Genomic DNA, 17,153 nt, shown 5'->3' on the forward strand with positions numbered 1-17,153 from the left:
GGTCCTTTCTATAGGCCGGCCGCCGCGCGCAAGGACGAGGGCATGTCGCTCGACTACAGTTCCCTTCTGTTGGCTGTCGGGTTTTCCGCCGCTTGCCTCGGCCTGACGCTGTTCGGCATCTGGCTTACCGCGCGCTCGGAAAAATTCCTGCTGACCTGGGCGGTCAGCGTGCTTCTGATCGTTGCCGACGTCTTCGCCTACCAGGCCTATATCGACGCGCCCGGACGCCTGCTCGGCCTCGCCAGCTTCACGTTCCTGCTGCTCGGCTTCGCGACCATGCTGGGCGCTGCCCATCAGTTCACGACAGGGAGGTCACCGCTGCCCCGCATTGCTGTCGGCGCCGGCGTCTCGCTGGCAGTCGCCTTGCCGCCGATAGCGCTTGGCTATGACGGGCTGGGCTTCATGCTGGAGAATGCCTTTGCCGCGCTGCTCCTGTTTGCGACGGCCTATGAATACTGGAAGGGTCGTACGGAATTCCCTGCCCCGATCCTCGGCATTGCCGGGCTCTACACCGCCACCGGAATTTCCTTCGTGCTGTGCTCCGGTGCACTTGTCTGGGATGGCAGGCTGGTGCTTGGCCATGCGCCGAGCAACTGGGCCGAGGATTTCAGCCTCATCGTCGTCATCGCCTGCATGACCGGCATCGGCGCGCTCTCGCTGGCGCTCAACCAAGGACGCCTGGCGCAGCATCATCGCCGCGAAGCGCTGACCGATCCGCTGACCGGACTGCTCAACCGGCGCGCTTTGTTCGACCTTCACGGCAAAACACCGGTCCGGTCCTTCACCGCCGTGATCGTGTTCGATCTCGACGGCTTCAAGGCCATCAATGACGAGTTCGGCCATGCCACCGGCGATGAGGTGCTGAAACTGTTCGCCAAGGATTTGACCGCCAATCTCCAGCCAGGCGATGTCGCCGCGCGCATGGGCGGAGAGGAATTTGCATTGGTGCTCGATCGCACCTTGCCTGAAAAGGTGGAATTCATAGCCGAGCGCATCCGGGCCAGTTTTGCCATGCGCCGGATCGATACCGAGACCCGCCTGCTCTCCTGCACGGTCAGCGCCGGCTACGCCTTCGGCAGCGAGGGCGGCACCAAATTCGACAAGGTGCTCAGCGCCGCCGACAAAGCGCTTTACGGCGCCAAGCGCGGCGGCCGCAACCGTGTGCTCGCCTTCCGGCGCGCCGGGTAGGTTGGGCTGATATTCAGCCGGCCTGAACCTCACCACACGTAAAACAACACCCCAAAGCGCGTCGCATGAGGCCGTTCAGGCGCGACGCGCTTTTAGGCCGCTATGACGATCTCGTTGTAAGTGTCGAGGTCGACGTAGAAAACCTTGGTGATTTCGCCGATCAGCTCATCCTGCTGGTAGCCTTGCGAGCGCAGAATGTTGATGGCGGTGATGATGTCGACACGCTCTGTCAGCCGTCGTTTCTGGTGGTCCTCGACGAACCGTTCCATAGCCCTATTCTCCTGGCAAGATTATCTGAACGCATCGACCGACAATCAGAACTGCGAGGGAAGCTAGGGTGGCTTGCTTGCGTGGAACTTGCAGGCTGAGCCAGCATATTCCCTCGATCTGCTACAGAACCAGACTGATACGGAAGCGGCCGACTCACCGAGGCCTAGGAAAGACTAGCATGCAGTATTCGGCGTGCCAGAGTGTGGCGGCCTCGGACGAAAGTCCGACGCAACGGGTGCGGACCTTCCCGACTTCATCATCCTTGGGCGTAGCGACGCGAAGCGGAGCGAAGACCCAGGGATCCATGCCGGGATGAAGAAGCGTCATTAACGGTGCAGAATGTGGAATGCCAATGTGCCGCAGAAGCGATCTTGTTCTGCATCGCGGCACTCTTTGGCTGATGTCGCGGCATGGATTCTAGGGTCTGCGCGCGTCGCTCCGCTCCTTGGCTCCGCCCTAGAATGACGAAGTGATTGTGGGCATTTCAGCCAATCTTCGACGTGTACGATCCGTGCAGCCGTCGACCTGCGTTAAACCGTCAGAAACTTCCTGACGTCCGCCCGGTCGAGATCTTCGGCCGGGCCGGTGTGGACGATCTGGCCGCGGTCCATGATGTTGACCTCGTCGGCGAGCTCGCGGCAGAAATCGAGATATTGCTCGACCAGAAGCACCGCAATGCCGGCCTGATCGCGCAAATAGTGGATGGCGCGGCCGATGTCCTTGATGATCGAGGGCTGGATGCCTTCGGTCGGCTCGTCGAGCACCAGCAGTTTCGGCCGCATGACGAGCGCCCGGCCGATGGCGAGCTGCTGCTGCTGGCCGCCTGAGAGATCGCCGCCGCGCCGCCCCAGCATCTGCTTCAGCACCGGAAACAGTTCGAAGACATGCGCCGGCACGTTGCGGTCGGCGCGCTTCAACGGCGCAAAGCCGGACTCCAGGTTTTCGCGCACCGTCAGCAGCGGAAAGATCTCCCTGCCCTGCGGTACGAATGCGATGCCCGACCGGGCGCGATCATACGCCGCGCTCCGGTCGAGCGCCTTCCCCTCGAAGGCAACGCTTCCGCTCGTCAGCCGGTGGTGGCCGACGATCGATCTCATCAAACTGGTCTTGCCGACGCCGTTGCGGCCGAGCACGCAGGTGATCTTGCCGGCACCCGCCGTCAGCGACACACCGCGCAACGCCTGAGCAGCGCCGTAATGGAGCGTGACGTTGGAAACTTCGAGCATGTCAGCGCCTTCTCCAGAAGCGGAGGAACGAAAAGTCGAAGCGATGGAATTGCACCCGCCAGACCATGCTCATCTCCCGAGATAAACTTCGACGACCCGCTCGTCGGCCGAGACGAAATCGAGCGAGCCTTCCGACAGCACCGAGCCCTCATGCAGGCAGGTGACCTTGACGCCGAGTTCGCGCACGAAATGCATGTCGTGCTCGACGACGATGACCGAATGGTCGCGCGCTATGTCCTTGAGCAGCCGCGCGGTTTCCTCGGTCTCGGCATCGGTCATCCCTGCGACCGGCTCGTCAACCAAAAGCAGCTTCGGGTCCTGCGCCAGCAGCATGCCGATCTCCAGCCACTGTTTCTGGCCATGGCTGAGATTGGCTGCCAGATCGTGGCGCTTGTCGCCCAGCCGGATGATGCCGAGGATGTCGTCGATCTGTCTGGCTTCGGCGGCCGAGCGGCGATGGAACAGCGCCGGAAAGATCGAGCGCGGGCCCTTCAGCGCCAGCATCAGATTGTCTTCGACGCTGTGGCTTTCGAAGACGGTCGGCTTCTGGAATTTGCGGCCGATGCCCATCATGGCGATCTCCGCCTCGTCGTGCCGGGTCAGATCGACCTGGCCGTCGAAGAACACTTCGCCCTCGTCGGGCCGGGTCTTGCCGGTGACGATGTCCATCATCGTCGTCTTGCCGGCGCCGTTGGGACCGATGATGGCGCGCATCTCGCCCTTGTCGAGCACCAGCGACAGATTGTTGATGGCGCGGAAACCGTCGAAGGAGACCGAGACGCCGTCGAGATAGAGGATGGTGTTGGACTTCGACATCGCTCTATTCCGCCGGCTGCGGTTCAGGCCCGGACGCGGACCAGGCACCGGGCGTTGTTGCTGCGCTGCGCACGATCTTCAATGGCGGCGCGGCATCAGGGTCTGTGCCCGCTTCCTCTGCAATCGCTGCAGCCCGCATCGCCCGAGCGTTACCGCGCCAGGAATCCCACATGCCGACGATGCCCTTGGGCAGGAACAGGGTTACGGCGACGAACAGGCCGCCGAGCGCAAACAGCCAGAACTCCGGCAGCAGGCCGGTGAACCAGGATTTGCCGGCGTTGACCAGCAGCGCGCCGACGATCGGGCCGACAATGGTGCCGCGCCCACCGACGGCTGCCCAGATCACGACTTCGATGGAATTGGACGGCTCGAATTCGCCGGGATTGATGATACCGACCTGCGGCACATAGAGCGCGCCGGCGATGCCGGCCATGACAGCCGAGACGGTGAAGGCAAACAGCTTCACGTTCTCCGCCCGCCAGCCGAGGAAGCGGGTGCGGCTCTCGGCGTCGCGCACCGCCATCAGCAGCTTGCCGTATTTGGAGCCGACGATCGCCCAGGTGATGAAGACGGCGAGCGCGAGTATGATGGCGCTGGCGGCAAACAGGGCCGAGCGGGTGGCGTCGGCCTGCACGTTGAAGCCCAGAATATCCTTGAAATCGGTCAAGCCGTTGTTGCCGCCGAAACCCATGTCGTTGCGGAAGAAGGCGAGCAGCAGCGCGTAGGTCATCGCCTGGGTGATGATGGAGAGATAGACGCCGGTGACGCGGCTGCGGAAGGCGAACCAGCCGAAGACGAAGGCGAGCAGGCCGGGCACCGCCAGCACCATGATGGCGGCGAACCAGAAGTGGTCGAAACCGGTCCAGAACCAGGGCAATTCCTTGTAGTTCAGGAACACCATGAAATCGGGCAGGATCGGATTGCCGTAAACGCCGCGCGAGCCGATCTGGCGCATGAGGTACATGCCCATCGCATAGCCGCCGAGGGCGAAGAAGGCGCCATGGCCGAGCGAGAGGATGCCGCAATAGCCCCAGACGAGATCGAGCGCCAAGGCAAGCAATGCATAGCAGAGGTACTTGCCCGTCAACGCGACGATGTAGGACGGAATATAGAACGCGCTTTGCGGCGACACTGCGAGGTTGAGCAGCGGCACGATAATGGCGGCCGTCAGCAGGATGAAAATAGTGATGGCGATGCGACGGTCGGCACCCGCGGCGAAGAAGCGTCCCGTGATCATGTTTCCACCGCCCTGCCCTTGAGCGCGAACAGGCCGCGCGGGCGCTTCTGGATGAACAGGATGATCAGCACCAGCACGACGATCTTGCCGAGCACCGCGCCAGCATAGGGTTCGAGAACCTTGTTGACGATGCCGAGCGAGAAGGCGCCGACCAGCGTGCCCCAGAGATTGCCGACGCCGCCGAAGACCACGACCATGAAGCTGTCGATGATGTAGCCGCGGCCGAGATTGGGCGAGACATTGTCGATCTGGCTGAGCGCGACGCCGGCAATGCCGGCAATGCCGGAGCCGAGCGCAAAGGTCAGCGCATCGATCCAAGGCGTCCTGATGCCCATCGAGGCGGCCATACGGCGGTTGGCGGTGACGGCGCGCATCTGCAGGCCCCAGGGCGTGCGCTTCATAACAAAGAGCAGCACGCCGAAGACGGTGAGCGCGAAGACCAGGATCCAGAGGCGGTTCCAGGTGACGGCGAGTTGGCCGACATCGAACGATCCCGACATCCAGGAGGGGTTGCCGACCTCCTGGTTGGTCGGTCCGAAGATCGAGCGCACCGCCTGCTGCAGGACAAGCGAGACGCCCCAGGTTGCGAGCAGCGTTTCCAGCGGCCGGCCGTAGAGGAAACGGATGACGCCGCGCTCGATGATCAGGCCGACGGAAGCGGCAACCAGGAAGGCGAGCGGCAGCGCGATCACCAGCGACCAGTCGAACAGGCCGGGGAATGAGGTTCGGATCACCTGCTGGACGACGAAGGTGGTGTAGGCGCCGAGCATCACCATCTCGCCATGCGCCATGTTGATGACGCCCATGACGCCGAAGGTGATGGCGAGGCCGATGGCGGCCAGCAGCAGCACCGAGCCAAGCGAGATGCCGTACCATATGTTCTGGCCGGCATCCCACAGCGCCAGGCTCGAATTGATGCTGGCGATTGCCGCCGTCGCGGCATCCTTGACCGCGCCTTGCGCATTGGCCTCGACCGCGGTGAGCAGCGAGACCGCGTCGCGGTCGCCGCGCGCGCCGATCAGGGCAATGGCGGCAAGCTTGTCGGCCTCCGGCTTATCGGAGACCAGCACCGATGCCGCGCGCGCCTGTTCGAACAATGCCTTGACCTTGGCGTCGGTCTCGGCGGCGATGGCTGCATCGAGCGGCTCGATATTGGCGGCATCGGGGGTCTTGAACATGGTGTCGGCGGCGGCGATGCGGACAGAAGGATCTTTCGCGCGCAACGTCAGCGTTCCCAGCGCATCTCGGATGACACGGCGCAGCGTGTTGTTGACCTTGATCTTGGTGATGTCGGCCTTGGCGGCGTCGCCGGCTTTCTCGCCGCTCAGCGGGTCGAGCAGCGTGACGCTGTCGGCGGCCTCACTGCCGACGAAGACGGCTGAATCGGCTTTACGAATGTAGAGATTGCCTTCGGCGAGGGCTGCAAGCGGCCGTTCAACCAGCGGATCGCCGGTGGCGGCAAGTTCGCGCACAACAGCCTCAGTGGTGGCAAAGCCCGTGCCCGTGGCGAATTTGGCGACGATGGCGCGCAGATCGGCTTCGGCTGCGTTCGACGGCAATAGGCTTGCCACCAGGAACACCAGCATGAGGCCGAGAGTGCGCAACAGGATCATCCGTTCAGATACTCTTCTGTGGGGAAATTCCGCGTCCGGGCGGGCTGAAGCGCCCGGACGCTTGGCGGTACCGATCGTGGACGCGTCCACGATCGGTCAGTCCCGGGAGGGATCAGTTCGTGCCCTTGCCGCCGCATTTGCCGGTGGCAACGTTGAAGTTGCCGCAGGACAGAGGCGCGCGCCAATCCGAAATCAGGTCCTTGGAATCGGGCAGATAGTCGGACCATTCGTCGCCCATCACGAGGCCGGGCGTCTGCGACACGGTCTCGAACTGGCCGTCGGCCTGGATCTCGCCGATCAGCACCGGCTTGGTGATGTGATGGTTCGGCATCATGGTCGAATAGCCGCCGGTGAGGTTCGGCACGGACACGCCGACCATGGCGTCGATGACCTTGTCGGGATCGGTGGTGCCAGCCTTTTCGACCGCCTTCACCCACATGTTGAAGCCGATATAGTGAGCTTCCATCGGGTCGTTGGTGGTGCGCTTGTCATTCTTGATGAACTTGTGCCAGTCGGCGATGAACTTCTTGTTTTCGGGTGTGTCGACGCTCTCGAAATAGTTCCAGGCAGCGAGATGGCCGACCAGCGGCGCGGTATCGAGACCGGCCAGTTCTTCCTCACCGACCGAAAAGGCCATGACCGGGATGTCCTCGGCCTTGATGCCCTGGTTGCCGAGTTCCTTGTAGAACGGAACGTTGGCGTCGCCATTGACGGTCGAGACGACGGCGGTCTTCTTGCCGGCCGAGCCGAATTTCTTGATTGCGGAGACTTCGGTCTGCCAGTCGGAGAAGCCGAACGGCGTGTAGTTGACCATGATGTCTTCGGCGGCGACGCCCTTGGCCTTCAGATAGGCCTCGAGGATTTTGTTGGTGGTGCGGGGATAGACGTAGTCGGTGCCTTCCAACACCCAGCGCTTCACCGAGCCACCGTCTTCGCTCATGAGATAATCGACAGCGGGAATCGCCTGCTGGTTCGGGGCGGCGCCGGTGTAGAACACGTTGCGCTCGCTTTCCTCGCCCTCATACTGGACGGGGTAGAACAGGATGTTGTCGAGTTCCGAGAACACCGGCAGCACCGATTTGCGCGACACCGAAGTCCAGCAGCCGAACACGGCGGCGACCTTGTCCTTGGAGATCAGCTCACGCGCCTTCTCGGCGAAGAGCGGCCAGTTGGAGGCCGGATCGACAACGACCGCCTCAAGCTTCTTGCCGAGCAGGCCGCCCTTGGCGTTCTGCTCTTCGATGAGCATCAGCATGGCGTCTTTCAGCGTCGTCTCCGAAATCGCCATGGTCCCCGACAGCGAATGCAGAATGCCGACCTTGATCGTGTCTTCGGCGGCCTGGGCCGGAGACGACATCGACAGGCCGGCGGCGACCACGCCGGCCGAAAACATTTTTGTTATTGTGGAGAAATTACCCCTCATACCGAAGACTCCCAAGCTGTTTGATTGCACCGCGATAATGCAATGCAACTGCCGTGCCAAACGCAAAGGCGCCGCTCACGAAGATGGAATAGCCGAGCGTTATCAGCCGGTTGGTATATTAGCCTCGAGAAAACAGTGGTAGCCGGCGAAAATTGATTGAGGCAAATTTGCGCAGCGCACATGGCTTTTGCCTAATTGTTGCCCAATTGAGACAAATGCCTAGTTTTTGATCTCCGGCCGTGTGTTCCGGGCTAACAATGTTGCGGTACCGCGCAAAAATAGGGCAAGCTCGCCCTTCAAAAGAGTGACGTCATGACATCTCGCACCTCATGCATTTCCGGCATCCTGCTGCTGATGGCAACGAGCGGCGCCGCGCGCGCCGATTTCAGCGAGGGCAAGCTTCCGGACGGCAACTATCATTGCGAGGTCTACCTGCTCGGCGCCTTCCTCAACCTCGGCGACATCACCATCAAGGGCAATGTCTATAGTGGTCCGGTGACATTCGGCACCGCGACGCAAGGCTACAACTATCAGATGAATGCCAATGGCGAGATCACCTGGCTCGGGCCGCTGGGCGGCTATACCACCGGTGGCAACTCCGTCTCCATGACACAGGCAACACTGGACGGCGAGACCGCCCCGTCATTCGACATCATTCTGAAGCAGCCCGACGGCGCCTTCACCGCCTCGACCTGCACCAAGGGCTGAGCGATGCGTAGTGCCGCGCCCAGTTGCGGCAAAACCTTCCTCTTATGTCATGTGAATGTTGCCTAAGCAGACTAGGGCAACGGTGCGCCGTAACATCCACCCTGAGAGGCAGACACCATGGCCAATACACCGTCTTCATCCTCCCCCGTCATCCGCGAAATCATTGCCGAGCGCGTCTCGCGCCGGTCTCTTTTGAAAGGCAGCCTCGCCTCCGGCGCGCTGATTGCCGGCGGCAGCTTTGTCGGCTCCTTGTTTGCCGGCGAAACGCATGCCGCCGCAGCGCAGTCGACGCTCGGGTTTCCCGAGCTGAAGCGGGTCTACGACAAGACCCATGCCGCCGCCGAAGGCTATGAGACGACCATCGTCGCGCGCTGGGGAGATCCGCTTGCAGCCGGCCTCGCCGAATTCGACGGCAACAAGGTCGCGGCGGAGGAACAGGAAAAGCGCTTCGGCTACAATTGCGACTACATCGCCTTCATGCCGCTGCCGAAGGGCACGGTGAATTCCGATCATGGCCTGCTCTGCGTCAACAACGAATACATCTCGCCCAATGTGATGTTTCCGGGGATGACCGAGGGCGATGCCGGCAAGACGATGACCAGGGAACAGGTCGATCTCGGGATGGCCGCGATGGGCCATTCGATCGTCGAGGTGCAATTGAAGGACGGCAAGTGGGAAACCGTAGCCGACAGTCCGCTGAACCGCCGCATCACCGCCAACACCGAAATGACCGTTTCCGGACCGGTTGCCGGCCATGCGCTGATGAAGACCTCGGCCGACGCGACTGGCACCAAAGTGCTCGGCACCAGCTACAACTGCAGCGGCGGTTTCACCCCCTGGGGTACGGTGCTGACCTGCGAGGAAGGCGTGTCCGATATTTTCGGCGGCGACCCGAAAAAGGCGCCGACTGCCGACCTGCTCGACCGTTACGGCTTCGACGGCTCCGACATCTATGGCCGCGGCCGCTTCCATGACCGCTTCAACCTCGACAAGGAACCGAACGAGGCCAACCGCTTCGACTGGGTGGTCGAGATCGACCCTTACGATCCTCAGTCCAGGCCGGTGAAGCGCACGGCACTTGGCCGCATGTCGCATGAGGCCTCGACCGTGGTCCTCAACAAGGACGGCCGCGTTGTCGTCTATATGGGTGACGACGACTATTTCGAATATATGTACCGCTTCGTCTCGGCCAAGGCCTATGACAAGGCCAACCCGGCCTCCGGCGCCGATCTGCTCGACGATGGCGTGCTGTCGGTCGCCCGCTTCGATGCCGATGGCTCGATGACGTGGCTGCCGTTGGTGCACGGCCAGGGCAAGCTTACCGTCGAGAACGGTTTTGCCGACCAGGCCGAGGTGCTGTTGAAGACGCGGTTTGCGGCAGATGCGCTCGGCGCCACGCCGATGGACCGGCCCGAGGACATCGAGACCAATCCGGTGACCGGCCGCGTCTATGCGGTGATGACCAAGAACAAGAAGCGCGACCAGTCAAAGGTCAATCCGGCCAACACGCGGCCGGAAAATCTCTGGGGCCATATTGTCGAACTGATCCCGCCCGGCGGCCGCGGCGCGGATGCCGACCACACGGCGGAAAAGTATGCCTGGGACCTGTTCGTGCTCTGCGGCAACCCGAAAGATGCCAAGGTCGGCGCCACTTTTCATCCGGACACGTCGGACAATGGCTGGTTCGTCTGCCCCGACAACATCACCTTCGACCCGGCGGGGCGGCTGTGGGTGGCGACGGACGGCGCCAATGATTTCGACCTGCCGGACGGCGTCTATGGCGTCGACACCGAAGGTGCGGCGCGCGGCCTGCCGAAGCTGCTGTTCACCTGCCCGCACGGCGCCGAAGCGACCGGCCCGTGCTTCACGCCGGACGGCACGACTTTGTTCCTGTCGGTGCAGCACCCTGCGGAAGATGCCGAGACGCTCGACAAGGCGCAGACGCTATGGCCCGATTTCAAAGACGGCCAGTTGCCGCGACCTTCCGTCGTCGCCATCCGCCGCAGGGACGGACAGCCGGTCGGCGCATAGTGAGTCCTAGTGAAAAAGGCGGAACGCGCCATGCGCGTTCCGCGTAGCGATCCGGGAGGACGGCTCAGATCGTCTTGGCCGACATTTGCGAAGCGATGTATTCGGCCTGGCGGATAGCCAGCGACACGATCGTCAGCGTCGGATTTTCAGCCGCACCGGTCGTGAACTGGCTGCCGTCCGACACGAACAGGTTCTTGATGTCGTGCGCCTGGCCGTGCTTGTTGACGACGCCGTCTTCCGCCTTTTCACTCATCCGGTTGGTGCCGAGATTGTGGGTTGAGGGATAGGGCGGCGTCGGGAAGGAGCGCGTCGCGCCGACCGCATCGTAAAGCGCTGTGGCCTGCTTGTAGGCATGGTTGCGCATCGCCGTGTCGTTGGGATGATCATCGAAATGCACGTCGGCGATCGGCATGCCGTGCGCGTCCTTCTCGTCCTTGTGCAGCGTGACGCGGTTTTCCGCGCGCGGCATGTCCTCGCCGACGATCCACAGGCCAGCCATGTGATCATAGTGGTCGAGCGCGGTGGTGAATGAACGGCCCCAGCCGCCGGGATTGAGGAAGGCGGCCATGAAGGGCAAGCCGAGCGACAGCGTCTCGAATTCATAGCCGCCGACAAAGCCGCGTGAGGAATCGTGCCGCGCCTCGTCGCGGATAATGCCGGCCATGGTGGTGCCGCGATACATATGCACCGGTTGGTCGAAAATGGCGTAGACCGAACCGGTGGTGTGGCGCATGTAGTTCTTGCCGACCTGCCCCGACGAATTGGCAAGCCCTTGCGGAAACTTCGCTGACTCGGAGTTCAGCAGCAGGCGCGGGCTTTCGATCGAGTTGCCGGCGACGGCGACGATGCGGGCCTTCTGCTCCTGCAGATTGCCGTCCTTGTCGGCATAGACGACGCCGGTCACTTTTCCGCTAGCGCCATGGTTGATCTTGATCGCCATGGCGTTTGGCCGGACCTCGAGATGGCCGGTCGCCTCACCCTTGGGAATCTCGGTGTAGAGCGTCGACCATTTGGCGCTCCATTTGCAGCCCTGGAAGCAGAAGCCGGTCTGTTGGCAGGAGTTGCGGTCGTCGCGCTCGACCGAATTTATTGCCATGTTGCCGGTATGACATTCCTTGTAGCCAAGCTTGTCGGCGCCGGCCTTGAGCACCTTGAAATTGTTGTTGCCGGGCAGCCGCGGCCAGCCATTGGTGCCGGTGACGCCCATCTTGGCTTCCGCCTTGGCGTAGTACGGCTCCATCTCGGCCAATGTGACCGGCCAGTCCAGCAGGTTGGCGCCTTCCAGCTTGCCGTAGGTCGAGAGCGTCCTGAACTCATGCTCCTGGAAGCGCAGCGAGGCGCCGGCCCAGTGGGTGGTCGAGCCGCCGACCGATTTGACGATCCAGGCCGGCAAACTGGGGAAATCCTTCGACACCCGCCAGTCGCCTGAGGTTGTGCGCTTGTCCGTCCAGGCGAGCTGGCTGAAGGAACCCCACTCGTCGTTGATGAAATCCTCGTATTCGTGGCGCGCGCCGGCCTCGAGGATGACGACATCGACGCCTTTCTGGGCGAGTTCGTTGCCGAGCGTGCCGCCGCCGGCGCCGGAGCCGATGATCACGACCACGCCGTCGTTGTTGAGATCAAATGAAGCTGCCATGGTTTCCTCCCATGAATTCCTGTTTGCGGGGTTTCAAAACGACGGAGGGCTCAGAGCCACTCTATGTCGTCGAAACCGCGCGCGATGTAGCCGCCCTTGGAGTAGGATTCGCCCTCGTAGCCGAAGATCGGCCACACCTCCTGCTGGTTGTAGAGGCTGACGACGAGGCCGCCGCGGATGGACTGGAAGAACGGCGTCGCCTCGATCTGCTGCAGCACGGCAACGCGCTGCTCCTCCCAGCCGAGGCCGCGATAGCCGCCCTCGCCCGACTTCTTGTCGAGGTCGGCGATGCCGTCTTCGATCATCGCCTTGTAGGCAGCGTCCTTGCCGGCCTGCTCATCATGCCCTTTTACGGCGATGGCGTAGTATTTGTCGGGCACCTGATCGTGCGGATAGATGTCGCGCGCCATCTGGATCAGCGTCGCCATGGTTTCGGGCTTGAGCGCCGATGTCTCGAGCCCCCAGGCATTTTCAGGGCTGATGACGGCGCTGCCGGAAATGACGAGCAACGCGCCGATGCCGCCGCGTTTGAGAAGTTCACGACGTGAGAGCCTCGCGTCATAGATCGTGACCATTTGTTCCTCCCTGCTTGCTGTTTGCGCCCTTGAACAGCGCCGTTGCTGGCGCCGCGCGGCTGAATGCGGCTGATAATCCCCTACTGGAAGCGCCCTCCACGCTGCAGAACCTCGATCTTGTAGCCGTCGGGGTCCTCGATGAAGAAAAAGCGGGCGATCAGCGATCCGTCGCGGTTGAATTCGACGATCTTCTTGGGGTTGAGGCCGAGCGCGCCGATCCGGTCGTGTTCGCTGTCGAGATCGGACACCGAGACCGCCAGATGGCCGTAACCGTCGCCAAGCCCATAAGGCTCGGTGCGGCCCTTGTTCACGGTGAGTTCGAGCTCGAACCCCGTTTCGGCGTTGGCAAGGTAAATCAGCGTGAATGTCTCGAAATCCAGCCTGTCGGCGACGTCGAGCCCGAAAGCGTTTCTGTAGAAATCGACGGATCTGGCCTCTTGGAGAACCCGGATCATGGAATGGATTGCCTTCGCCAAATCAGTCTCCGCCGCTGCATGTTGGAGGCGATTATGGGCGGCACGCGCGAAAGGTGGTGGCAGCCGGTTACCACGGCTAAATTTGCAATCGCTGCTATGCCAGCGCCTAAAGACGAAAGTCCGATTGCCGATTCGGCCCACAAGGCCGAACATGCAGGGACAACCACAACTTGAAGGCGCGACACGCTGCGCCCAAAACCAACAATATCGGGAGGTAAGGATGTGCAGGGTTTTTGCCGGGCAGGATCCGGAAGGCTATCGACAGATCAACCGGTCGATCCGCATCGACGGTCACTCTACGAGTATCCAGCTTGAAGGAACGTTCTGGGCGCTGCTTGACGAAATTGCCGACAGCCAGGGCCTGACGACGCCGAAGTTCATCTCAAAACTCTATGACGAGGCGATCGAGATCAACGGCGCCATTCCCAACTTCGCGTCGATGCTGCGTACCACCTGCGCGCTCTATCTGCGCGGTCACCGGCCAGACATGGATGAGCTGACGCCGAAGCGCGAAGCGGCCTGAGGAAGCTAGCCTTCCGCCGCAACGTCGAGCCCGAGCCGCGCCATATCGGTGAACAGCGCCTGACGTTCGGAATAGGCAGTCTGTTCGCCGGTCACGATGTTGTCGACGACGGTCAGCAGCGACAGCGCGCGGGCGCCGAAATGCGCCGCGATTCGGTAGAGTGCGCTGGTTTCCATATCGACAGCGAGAGCGCCAAGCGCCTGCGCTTCGGCAAAGCGGTCGCGCCCTACAGGGTGGTAGAAGACATCGCTGCAGATGGTCAGCCCGGCCTGGTGGTCGATGCCGAGCTGGGCGGCGCAGGCCAAAGCGTGGGCGAACAGGCCGGGATCGGGCCCGGCGGCAGCATCGTAGAGGCCGAAGACCTGGCCGCTTTGGTCGCTTTCGGCGCGCACCGACTGCGAGATCACCAAGGAGCGCAGCGGCACGCGGGGTGTCAGGCCGCCGCAGGTACCTGTGCGGATCAGCGTTTTGACGCCGTGAACATCCAGGAGTTCATGCACATAGACCAGGAAGGACGGGACACCGATGCCGGTGGCCTGGATGCTGATGGGACGGCCGCGATAGAGACCAGTGAAGCCGAGTGCGCCCCGGCGGCGGTTGACGCAGCGCGGTGCCTCAAGAAATGTCTTTGCCATCCACTCGGCGCGTTGCGGATCGCCCGGTAACAGCACCGTTGCGGCATAGTCGCCCCTGGCAGCCTCGTTGTGCGGCGTCACGACATGCTCCCCAATACCCGCCGCCCGTTTCGCCTGCAATCATGGCAGCGTCACGTCATTGCGCAAGCTTTGAATTAGGGCGCCCTAAGACTCCAACACATCCTTGACCACGGTGGCCAGCTGCTTGAGGGAGAACGGCTTCGGCAGGAAGCCGAATTGCGCGTCCGGCGGCAGGTTTCTGGCGAAAGCGTCTTCGGCATAGCCGGACACGAAGACGAACTTGATGTCGGGCTGGCGCTTGCGCAGTTCGCCGAGCAGCGTCGGTCCGTCCATTTCCGGCATCACCACGTCGGACACGACGATATCGACCTTGCCGCCGAGCGCTTCGAAGACTTCCAGCGCCTCGACGCCCGAGGAGGCCTCATGGACGGTATAGCCGCGCGAGGTCAGCGCCCGCGAGCCGCCCATGCGCACGGCGTCTTCGTCCTCGACGAGGAGCACAGTGGCCGAGCCCGACAGGTCCTTGGCGCTGTCGGCGGCTTTCACCGGCGCAGCCGGCGCCTCGCTGACGTCGCCGGGCTTCTTCGCCTCCACGATATGGCGCGGCAAGAAGATGCGGAAGGTCGAGCCCTTGCCGACTTCGGAATCGCAGAAGATGAAACCGCCGGTCTGCTTGATGATGCCATAGACCATCGACAGGCCAAGGCCGGTGCCTTTGCCGACTTCCTTGGTGGTGAAGAACGGCTCAAAAATCTTCTTCAGCACGTCCGGGGCAATGCCCGAGCCGCTATCCTCGACCTCGACCACGACATAGTCGGCAGGCGTGAGCTCGCGGTAGGAGAAGCTCTTGCATTGTTCGGCGGTGACGTTGCGGGTGCGCACGGTGAGGTCGCCGCCAGCCGGCATGGCGTCGCGTGCGTTGACGGCCAGGTTGACCACCACCTGCTCGAACTGGCCGATATCGACCTTGACCGGCCACAAATCGCGGCCGTGGTCGACCTTCAGCTTGATCTCGTTGCCAACCAGGCGGGCAAGCAGCATCCGGAGATCGGCAAGCACGTCGGTCAGGTTCAGCACTTCCGGCCGCAATGTCTGCTTGCGCGAGAAGGCGAGCAACTGCCGCACCAGCGAGGCCGCCCGGTTGGCATTCTGCTTGATGTTCATGATGTCGGGGAAGGACGGGTCCGACGGCCGGTGATTGGTCAGCAAAAGATCCGACGCCATGATGATGGCGGTCAGCACATTGTTGAAGTCGTGGGCGATGCCGCCGGCGAGCTGTCCGACTGCCTGCATCTTCTGGCTCTGCGCCATCTGGCCCTCGAGCGCCTTCTGCTCGGTGGTCTCGACGGCATAGACGATGGCCGATTCCTCGGCGCCCTCGCCGGTGCCGTCGGCGACGGCGTTGACGTAGAAGCGGATGTGACGCTCCTCATTGCCGGGCAGCAGCGTGTCGATCGGCTCGATGTCGGCCTGCCTCAGCCGCGCCTTCTCGAAGGCGGCGGCAAAGGCCGGCCGGTCGCGCTCATGGATCACGGTGTCCAGCCGCACGCGGCGGTCAACCGCGTCGCCGTCGACGACGGAGGAAAACAGCGACAGGAACGGCGCGTTGGTGCGCAGGATGCGGCCGCCATTGTCGACGGCAGCAATGGCCATCGGCGTCGAATTGAAGAAACGGGTGAAGCGCACTTCCGAAGCACGAAGGTCGGCCGATGCGTCCTCGCCCTGGGTGCGGTTGAGCACAATGGTGCGGGTCGGACCGTTGGTCCCCTCTCGGCTGGCCGAGACCCGATGCATGAAGCGCACCGGCACCGCCTCGCCGGTTGTCGTCGTCAGATCGAGATCGATGACGGCGTTGCGGGTGGTGCCGGGATCGGCCTTGACCGAGCGCACCAGCGCCATGCCGTCGCCGGCGACGATTTCCGGGAGTGTCACGGCGCCAGGGGTGAAGCTCGCCAGATCGATGCCCAGCCATTCGGCGAGCGTGGCGTTGATGTAGGTGACACGGCCTTCCTGGTCGGCCGAGAAGAAACCGGCCGGCGCATGGTCGAGATGGTCGATGGCCTTCTGCAAGTCGAGGAAGAAACGCTCCTGCTCGGCCCGCTCCTGCGAGATATCGGCAAGCTGCCAGGCAAGCATCGGCAGGCGCTGACCGGGAACGCTGAAGGTCCGGGCCCGCGCCCGGTACCAGCGCGCGCCGGGTTCGGCGCCCGGCCGGATCGACTGTGCTAGCCGGAACTCACCGTCGCCGGCCTGGCCATCGCGCAAGCCCGAGGCCAGCCGGTATATGGTCACCGAAGCTTCGGGGACATCGGAAAGCAGGCCTTCGACCGTCTTCAGATCGGCGGCCGACGCGGCACCGGTCATCTCGGCGTAGGCCCGGTTGGCGTAGACGACGCGGCCCTTGGTGTCGGTGACGATCAGGCCCTGCGACATCGAATCGACGAAGGCCTTCGACAGTTCGTCCCCGGTCGAACGCGGCGCGATCTGCACGAAGCCGATGGCCGTGGCGAACAGGAAGCCGACGCCGATCATGGCAAGCACGCCCAGCATGCCGAGCAGGAACGGATCGCCAAGACGCTCGCGGAAAATGCCGAAAACGATCGCGGCCCCAGTCAGGACGATGATGAACACGATGAGCCGGGTAACCGCGCCTGGCCGCGTGTTCTGATCGACGATCGGTACCGGATAGAAATCGCCGCGCGTTTCCCTGGCCATATGCCCCCTGCTCGTGAGTTGTCCGACACCGCCCCCGGCCGGTTGAATCACATTCTCCTA

The 17,153-nt window shown here is 62.8% G+C and carries 15 protein-coding genes; 4 read left to right on the forward strand and 11 right to left on the reverse strand.

The genetic code is table 11. The features are described 5' to 3' along the window. Positions 1-42 precede the first annotated feature (42 nt). Complete coding sequence (locus tag NLY43_RS02050) at positions 43-1,188, forward strand: GGDEF domain-containing protein (RefSeq protein WP_023706183.1); 1,146 nt, start codon at positions 43-45, stop codon at positions 1,186-1,188. Positions 1,189-1,280: 92 nt separating this feature from the next. Here the strand turns inward: NLY43_RS02050 and NLY43_RS02055 are convergent, their stop codons facing one another. The 6 genes from NLY43_RS02055 to urtA all read right to left on the reverse strand — a co-directional run bounded on the left by NLY43_RS02055 (position 1,281) and on the right by urtA (position 7,773). Continuing rightward, complete coding sequence (locus NLY43_RS02055; RefSeq protein ID WP_023670936.1) at positions 1,281-1,457, reverse strand: hypothetical protein; 177 nt, start codon at positions 1,455-1,457, stop codon at positions 1,281-1,283. A gap of 531 nt (positions 1,458-1,988) precedes the next feature. Next, a complete protein-coding gene (urtE, locus tag NLY43_RS02060; RefSeq protein ID WP_023712391.1) occupies positions 1,989-2,684 on the reverse strand; it encodes an urea ABC transporter ATP-binding subunit UrtE in 696 nt (231 codons plus the stop codon). A 69-nt stretch (positions 2,685-2,753) separates the two neighbouring features. Beyond that, positions 2,754-3,500 (reverse strand): urea ABC transporter ATP-binding protein UrtD, encoded by a 747-nt coding sequence (gene urtD, locus NLY43_RS02065; RefSeq protein WP_023696501.1) that lies wholly within the window; start codon positions 3,498-3,500, stop codon positions 2,754-2,756. Between the two features lie 4 nt (positions 3,501-3,504). Further along, positions 3,505-4,737 carry an urea ABC transporter permease subunit UrtC gene (gene urtC / locus NLY43_RS02070; protein ID WP_023688641.1) on the reverse strand — a complete coding sequence of 411 codons (1,233 nt, stop codon included), beginning with the start codon at positions 4,735-4,737 and terminating at the stop codon, positions 3,505-3,507. Next, positions 4,734-6,350 carry an urea ABC transporter permease subunit UrtB gene (urtB, locus tag NLY43_RS02075; protein ID WP_023712392.1) on the reverse strand — a complete coding sequence of 539 codons (1,617 nt, stop codon included), beginning with the start codon at positions 6,348-6,350 and terminating at the stop codon, positions 4,734-4,736. The genes urtC and urtB overlap by 4 nt, the downstream gene beginning before the upstream one ends. A gap of 112 nt (positions 6,351-6,462) precedes the next feature. Next, positions 6,463-7,773, reverse strand: a complete 1,311-nt coding sequence (urtA, locus tag NLY43_RS02080) for an urea ABC transporter substrate-binding protein (protein WP_023688643.1) — start codon at positions 7,771-7,773, stop codon at positions 6,463-6,465. Between the two features lie 312 nt (positions 7,774-8,085). Here urtA and NLY43_RS02085 point away from each other — a divergent pair, with 312 nt between their 5' ends. Both NLY43_RS02085 and NLY43_RS02090 read left to right on the forward strand, forming a co-directional pair. Continuing rightward, a complete protein-coding gene (locus tag NLY43_RS02085; RefSeq protein ID WP_023712393.1) occupies positions 8,086-8,481 on the forward strand; it encodes a hypothetical protein in 396 nt (131 codons plus the stop codon). Positions 8,482-8,598: 117 nt separating this feature from the next. Next, complete coding sequence (locus NLY43_RS02090; RefSeq protein ID WP_023713237.1) at positions 8,599-10,512, forward strand: PhoX family protein; 1,914 nt, start codon at positions 8,599-8,601, stop codon at positions 10,510-10,512. Positions 10,513-10,576: 64 nt separating this feature from the next. Here the strand turns inward: NLY43_RS02090 and NLY43_RS02095 are convergent, their stop codons facing one another. The 3 genes from NLY43_RS02095 to NLY43_RS02105 all read right to left on the reverse strand — a co-directional run bounded on the left by NLY43_RS02095 (position 10,577) and on the right by NLY43_RS02105 (position 13,199). After that, the gene (locus NLY43_RS02095) at positions 10,577-12,148 is read right to left on the reverse strand and encodes a GMC family oxidoreductase (RefSeq protein ID WP_023712395.1); all 1,572 of its coding nucleotides are present in this window, start codon (positions 12,146-12,148) and stop codon (positions 10,577-10,579) included. 50 nt (positions 12,149-12,198) lie between these two features. Next, on the reverse strand, positions 12,199-12,723 hold the full coding sequence (locus NLY43_RS02100; protein WP_023712396.1) for a twin-arginine translocation pathway signal: 525 nt from the start codon (positions 12,721-12,723) through the stop codon (positions 12,199-12,201). Between the two features lie 80 nt (positions 12,724-12,803). Next, a complete protein-coding gene (locus NLY43_RS02105) occupies positions 12,804-13,199 on the reverse strand; it encodes a VOC family protein (protein ID WP_023684616.1) in 396 nt (131 codons plus the stop codon). Positions 13,200-13,419: 220 nt separating this feature from the next. Here NLY43_RS02105 and NLY43_RS02110 point away from each other — a divergent pair, with 220 nt between their 5' ends. Next, on the forward strand, positions 13,420-13,722 hold the full coding sequence (locus NLY43_RS02110; RefSeq protein WP_023670924.1) for a ribbon-helix-helix domain-containing protein: 303 nt from the start codon (positions 13,420-13,422) through the stop codon (positions 13,720-13,722). A 5-nt stretch (positions 13,723-13,727) separates the two neighbouring features. Here the strand turns inward: NLY43_RS02110 and NLY43_RS02115 are convergent, their stop codons facing one another. Both NLY43_RS02115 and cckA read right to left on the reverse strand, forming a co-directional pair. Beyond that, a complete protein-coding gene (locus tag NLY43_RS02115) occupies positions 13,728-14,438 on the reverse strand; it encodes a purine-nucleoside phosphorylase (RefSeq protein WP_023712397.1) in 711 nt (236 codons plus the stop codon). Between the two features lie 84 nt (positions 14,439-14,522). Next, complete coding sequence (cckA, locus tag NLY43_RS02120) at positions 14,523-17,093, reverse strand: cell cycle histidine kinase CckA (RefSeq protein WP_023688649.1); 2,571 nt, start codon at positions 17,091-17,093, stop codon at positions 14,523-14,525. Positions 17,094-17,153 lie beyond the last annotated feature (60 nt).

The organism is Mesorhizobium sp. C416B (assembly GCF_030323165.1).
In the GTDB taxonomy this organism is placed as follows: Bacteria; Pseudomonadota; Alphaproteobacteria; order Rhizobiales; family Rhizobiaceae; genus Mesorhizobium.

Bases quoted from the DNA above. Each gene is read 5' to 3' on its own strand.
- NLY43_RS02100 (WP_023712396.1), bottom strand. From the start codon at position 12,723: ATGGTCACGATCTATGACGCGAGGCTCTCACGTCGTGAACTTCTCAAA.
- urtD (WP_023696501.1), bottom strand. From the start codon at position 3,500: ATGTCGAAGTCCAACACCATCCTCTATCTCGACGGCGTCTCGGTCTCC.
- cckA (WP_023688649.1), bottom strand. From the start codon at position 17,093: ATGGCCAGGGAAACGCGCGGCGATTTCTATCCGGTACCGATCGTCGAT.
- NLY43_RS02055 (WP_023670936.1), bottom strand. From the start codon at position 1,457: ATGGAACGGTTCGTCGAGGACCACCAGAAACGACGGCTGACAGAGCGT.
- NLY43_RS02050 (WP_023706183.1), top strand. From the start codon at position 43: ATGTCGCTCGACTACAGTTCCCTTCTGTTGGCTGTCGGGTTTTCCGCC.
- urtE (WP_023712391.1), bottom strand. From the start codon at position 2,684: ATGCTCGAAGTTTCCAACGTCACGCTCCATTACGGCGCTGCTCAGGCG.
- NLY43_RS02085 (WP_023712393.1), top strand. From the start codon at position 8,086: ATGACATCTCGCACCTCATGCATTTCCGGCATCCTGCTGCTGATGGCA.
- NLY43_RS02110 (WP_023670924.1), top strand. From the start codon at position 13,420: ATGTGCAGGGTTTTTGCCGGGCAGGATCCGGAAGGCTATCGACAGATC.
- urtC (WP_023688641.1), bottom strand. From the start codon at position 4,737: ATGATCACGGGACGCTTCTTCGCCGCGGGTGCCGACCGTCGCATCGCC.
- urtB (WP_023712392.1), bottom strand. From the start codon at position 6,350: ATGATCCTGTTGCGCACTCTCGGCCTCATGCTGGTGTTCCTGGTGGCA.
- NLY43_RS02090 (WP_023713237.1), top strand. From the start codon at position 8,599: ATGGCCAATACACCGTCTTCATCCTCCCCCGTCATCCGCGAAATCATT.
- urtA (WP_023688643.1), bottom strand. From the start codon at position 7,773: ATGAGGGGTAATTTCTCCACAATAACAAAAATGTTTTCGGCCGGCGTG.
- NLY43_RS02095 (WP_023712395.1), bottom strand. From the start codon at position 12,148: ATGGCAGCTTCATTTGATCTCAACAACGACGGCGTGGTCGTGATCATC.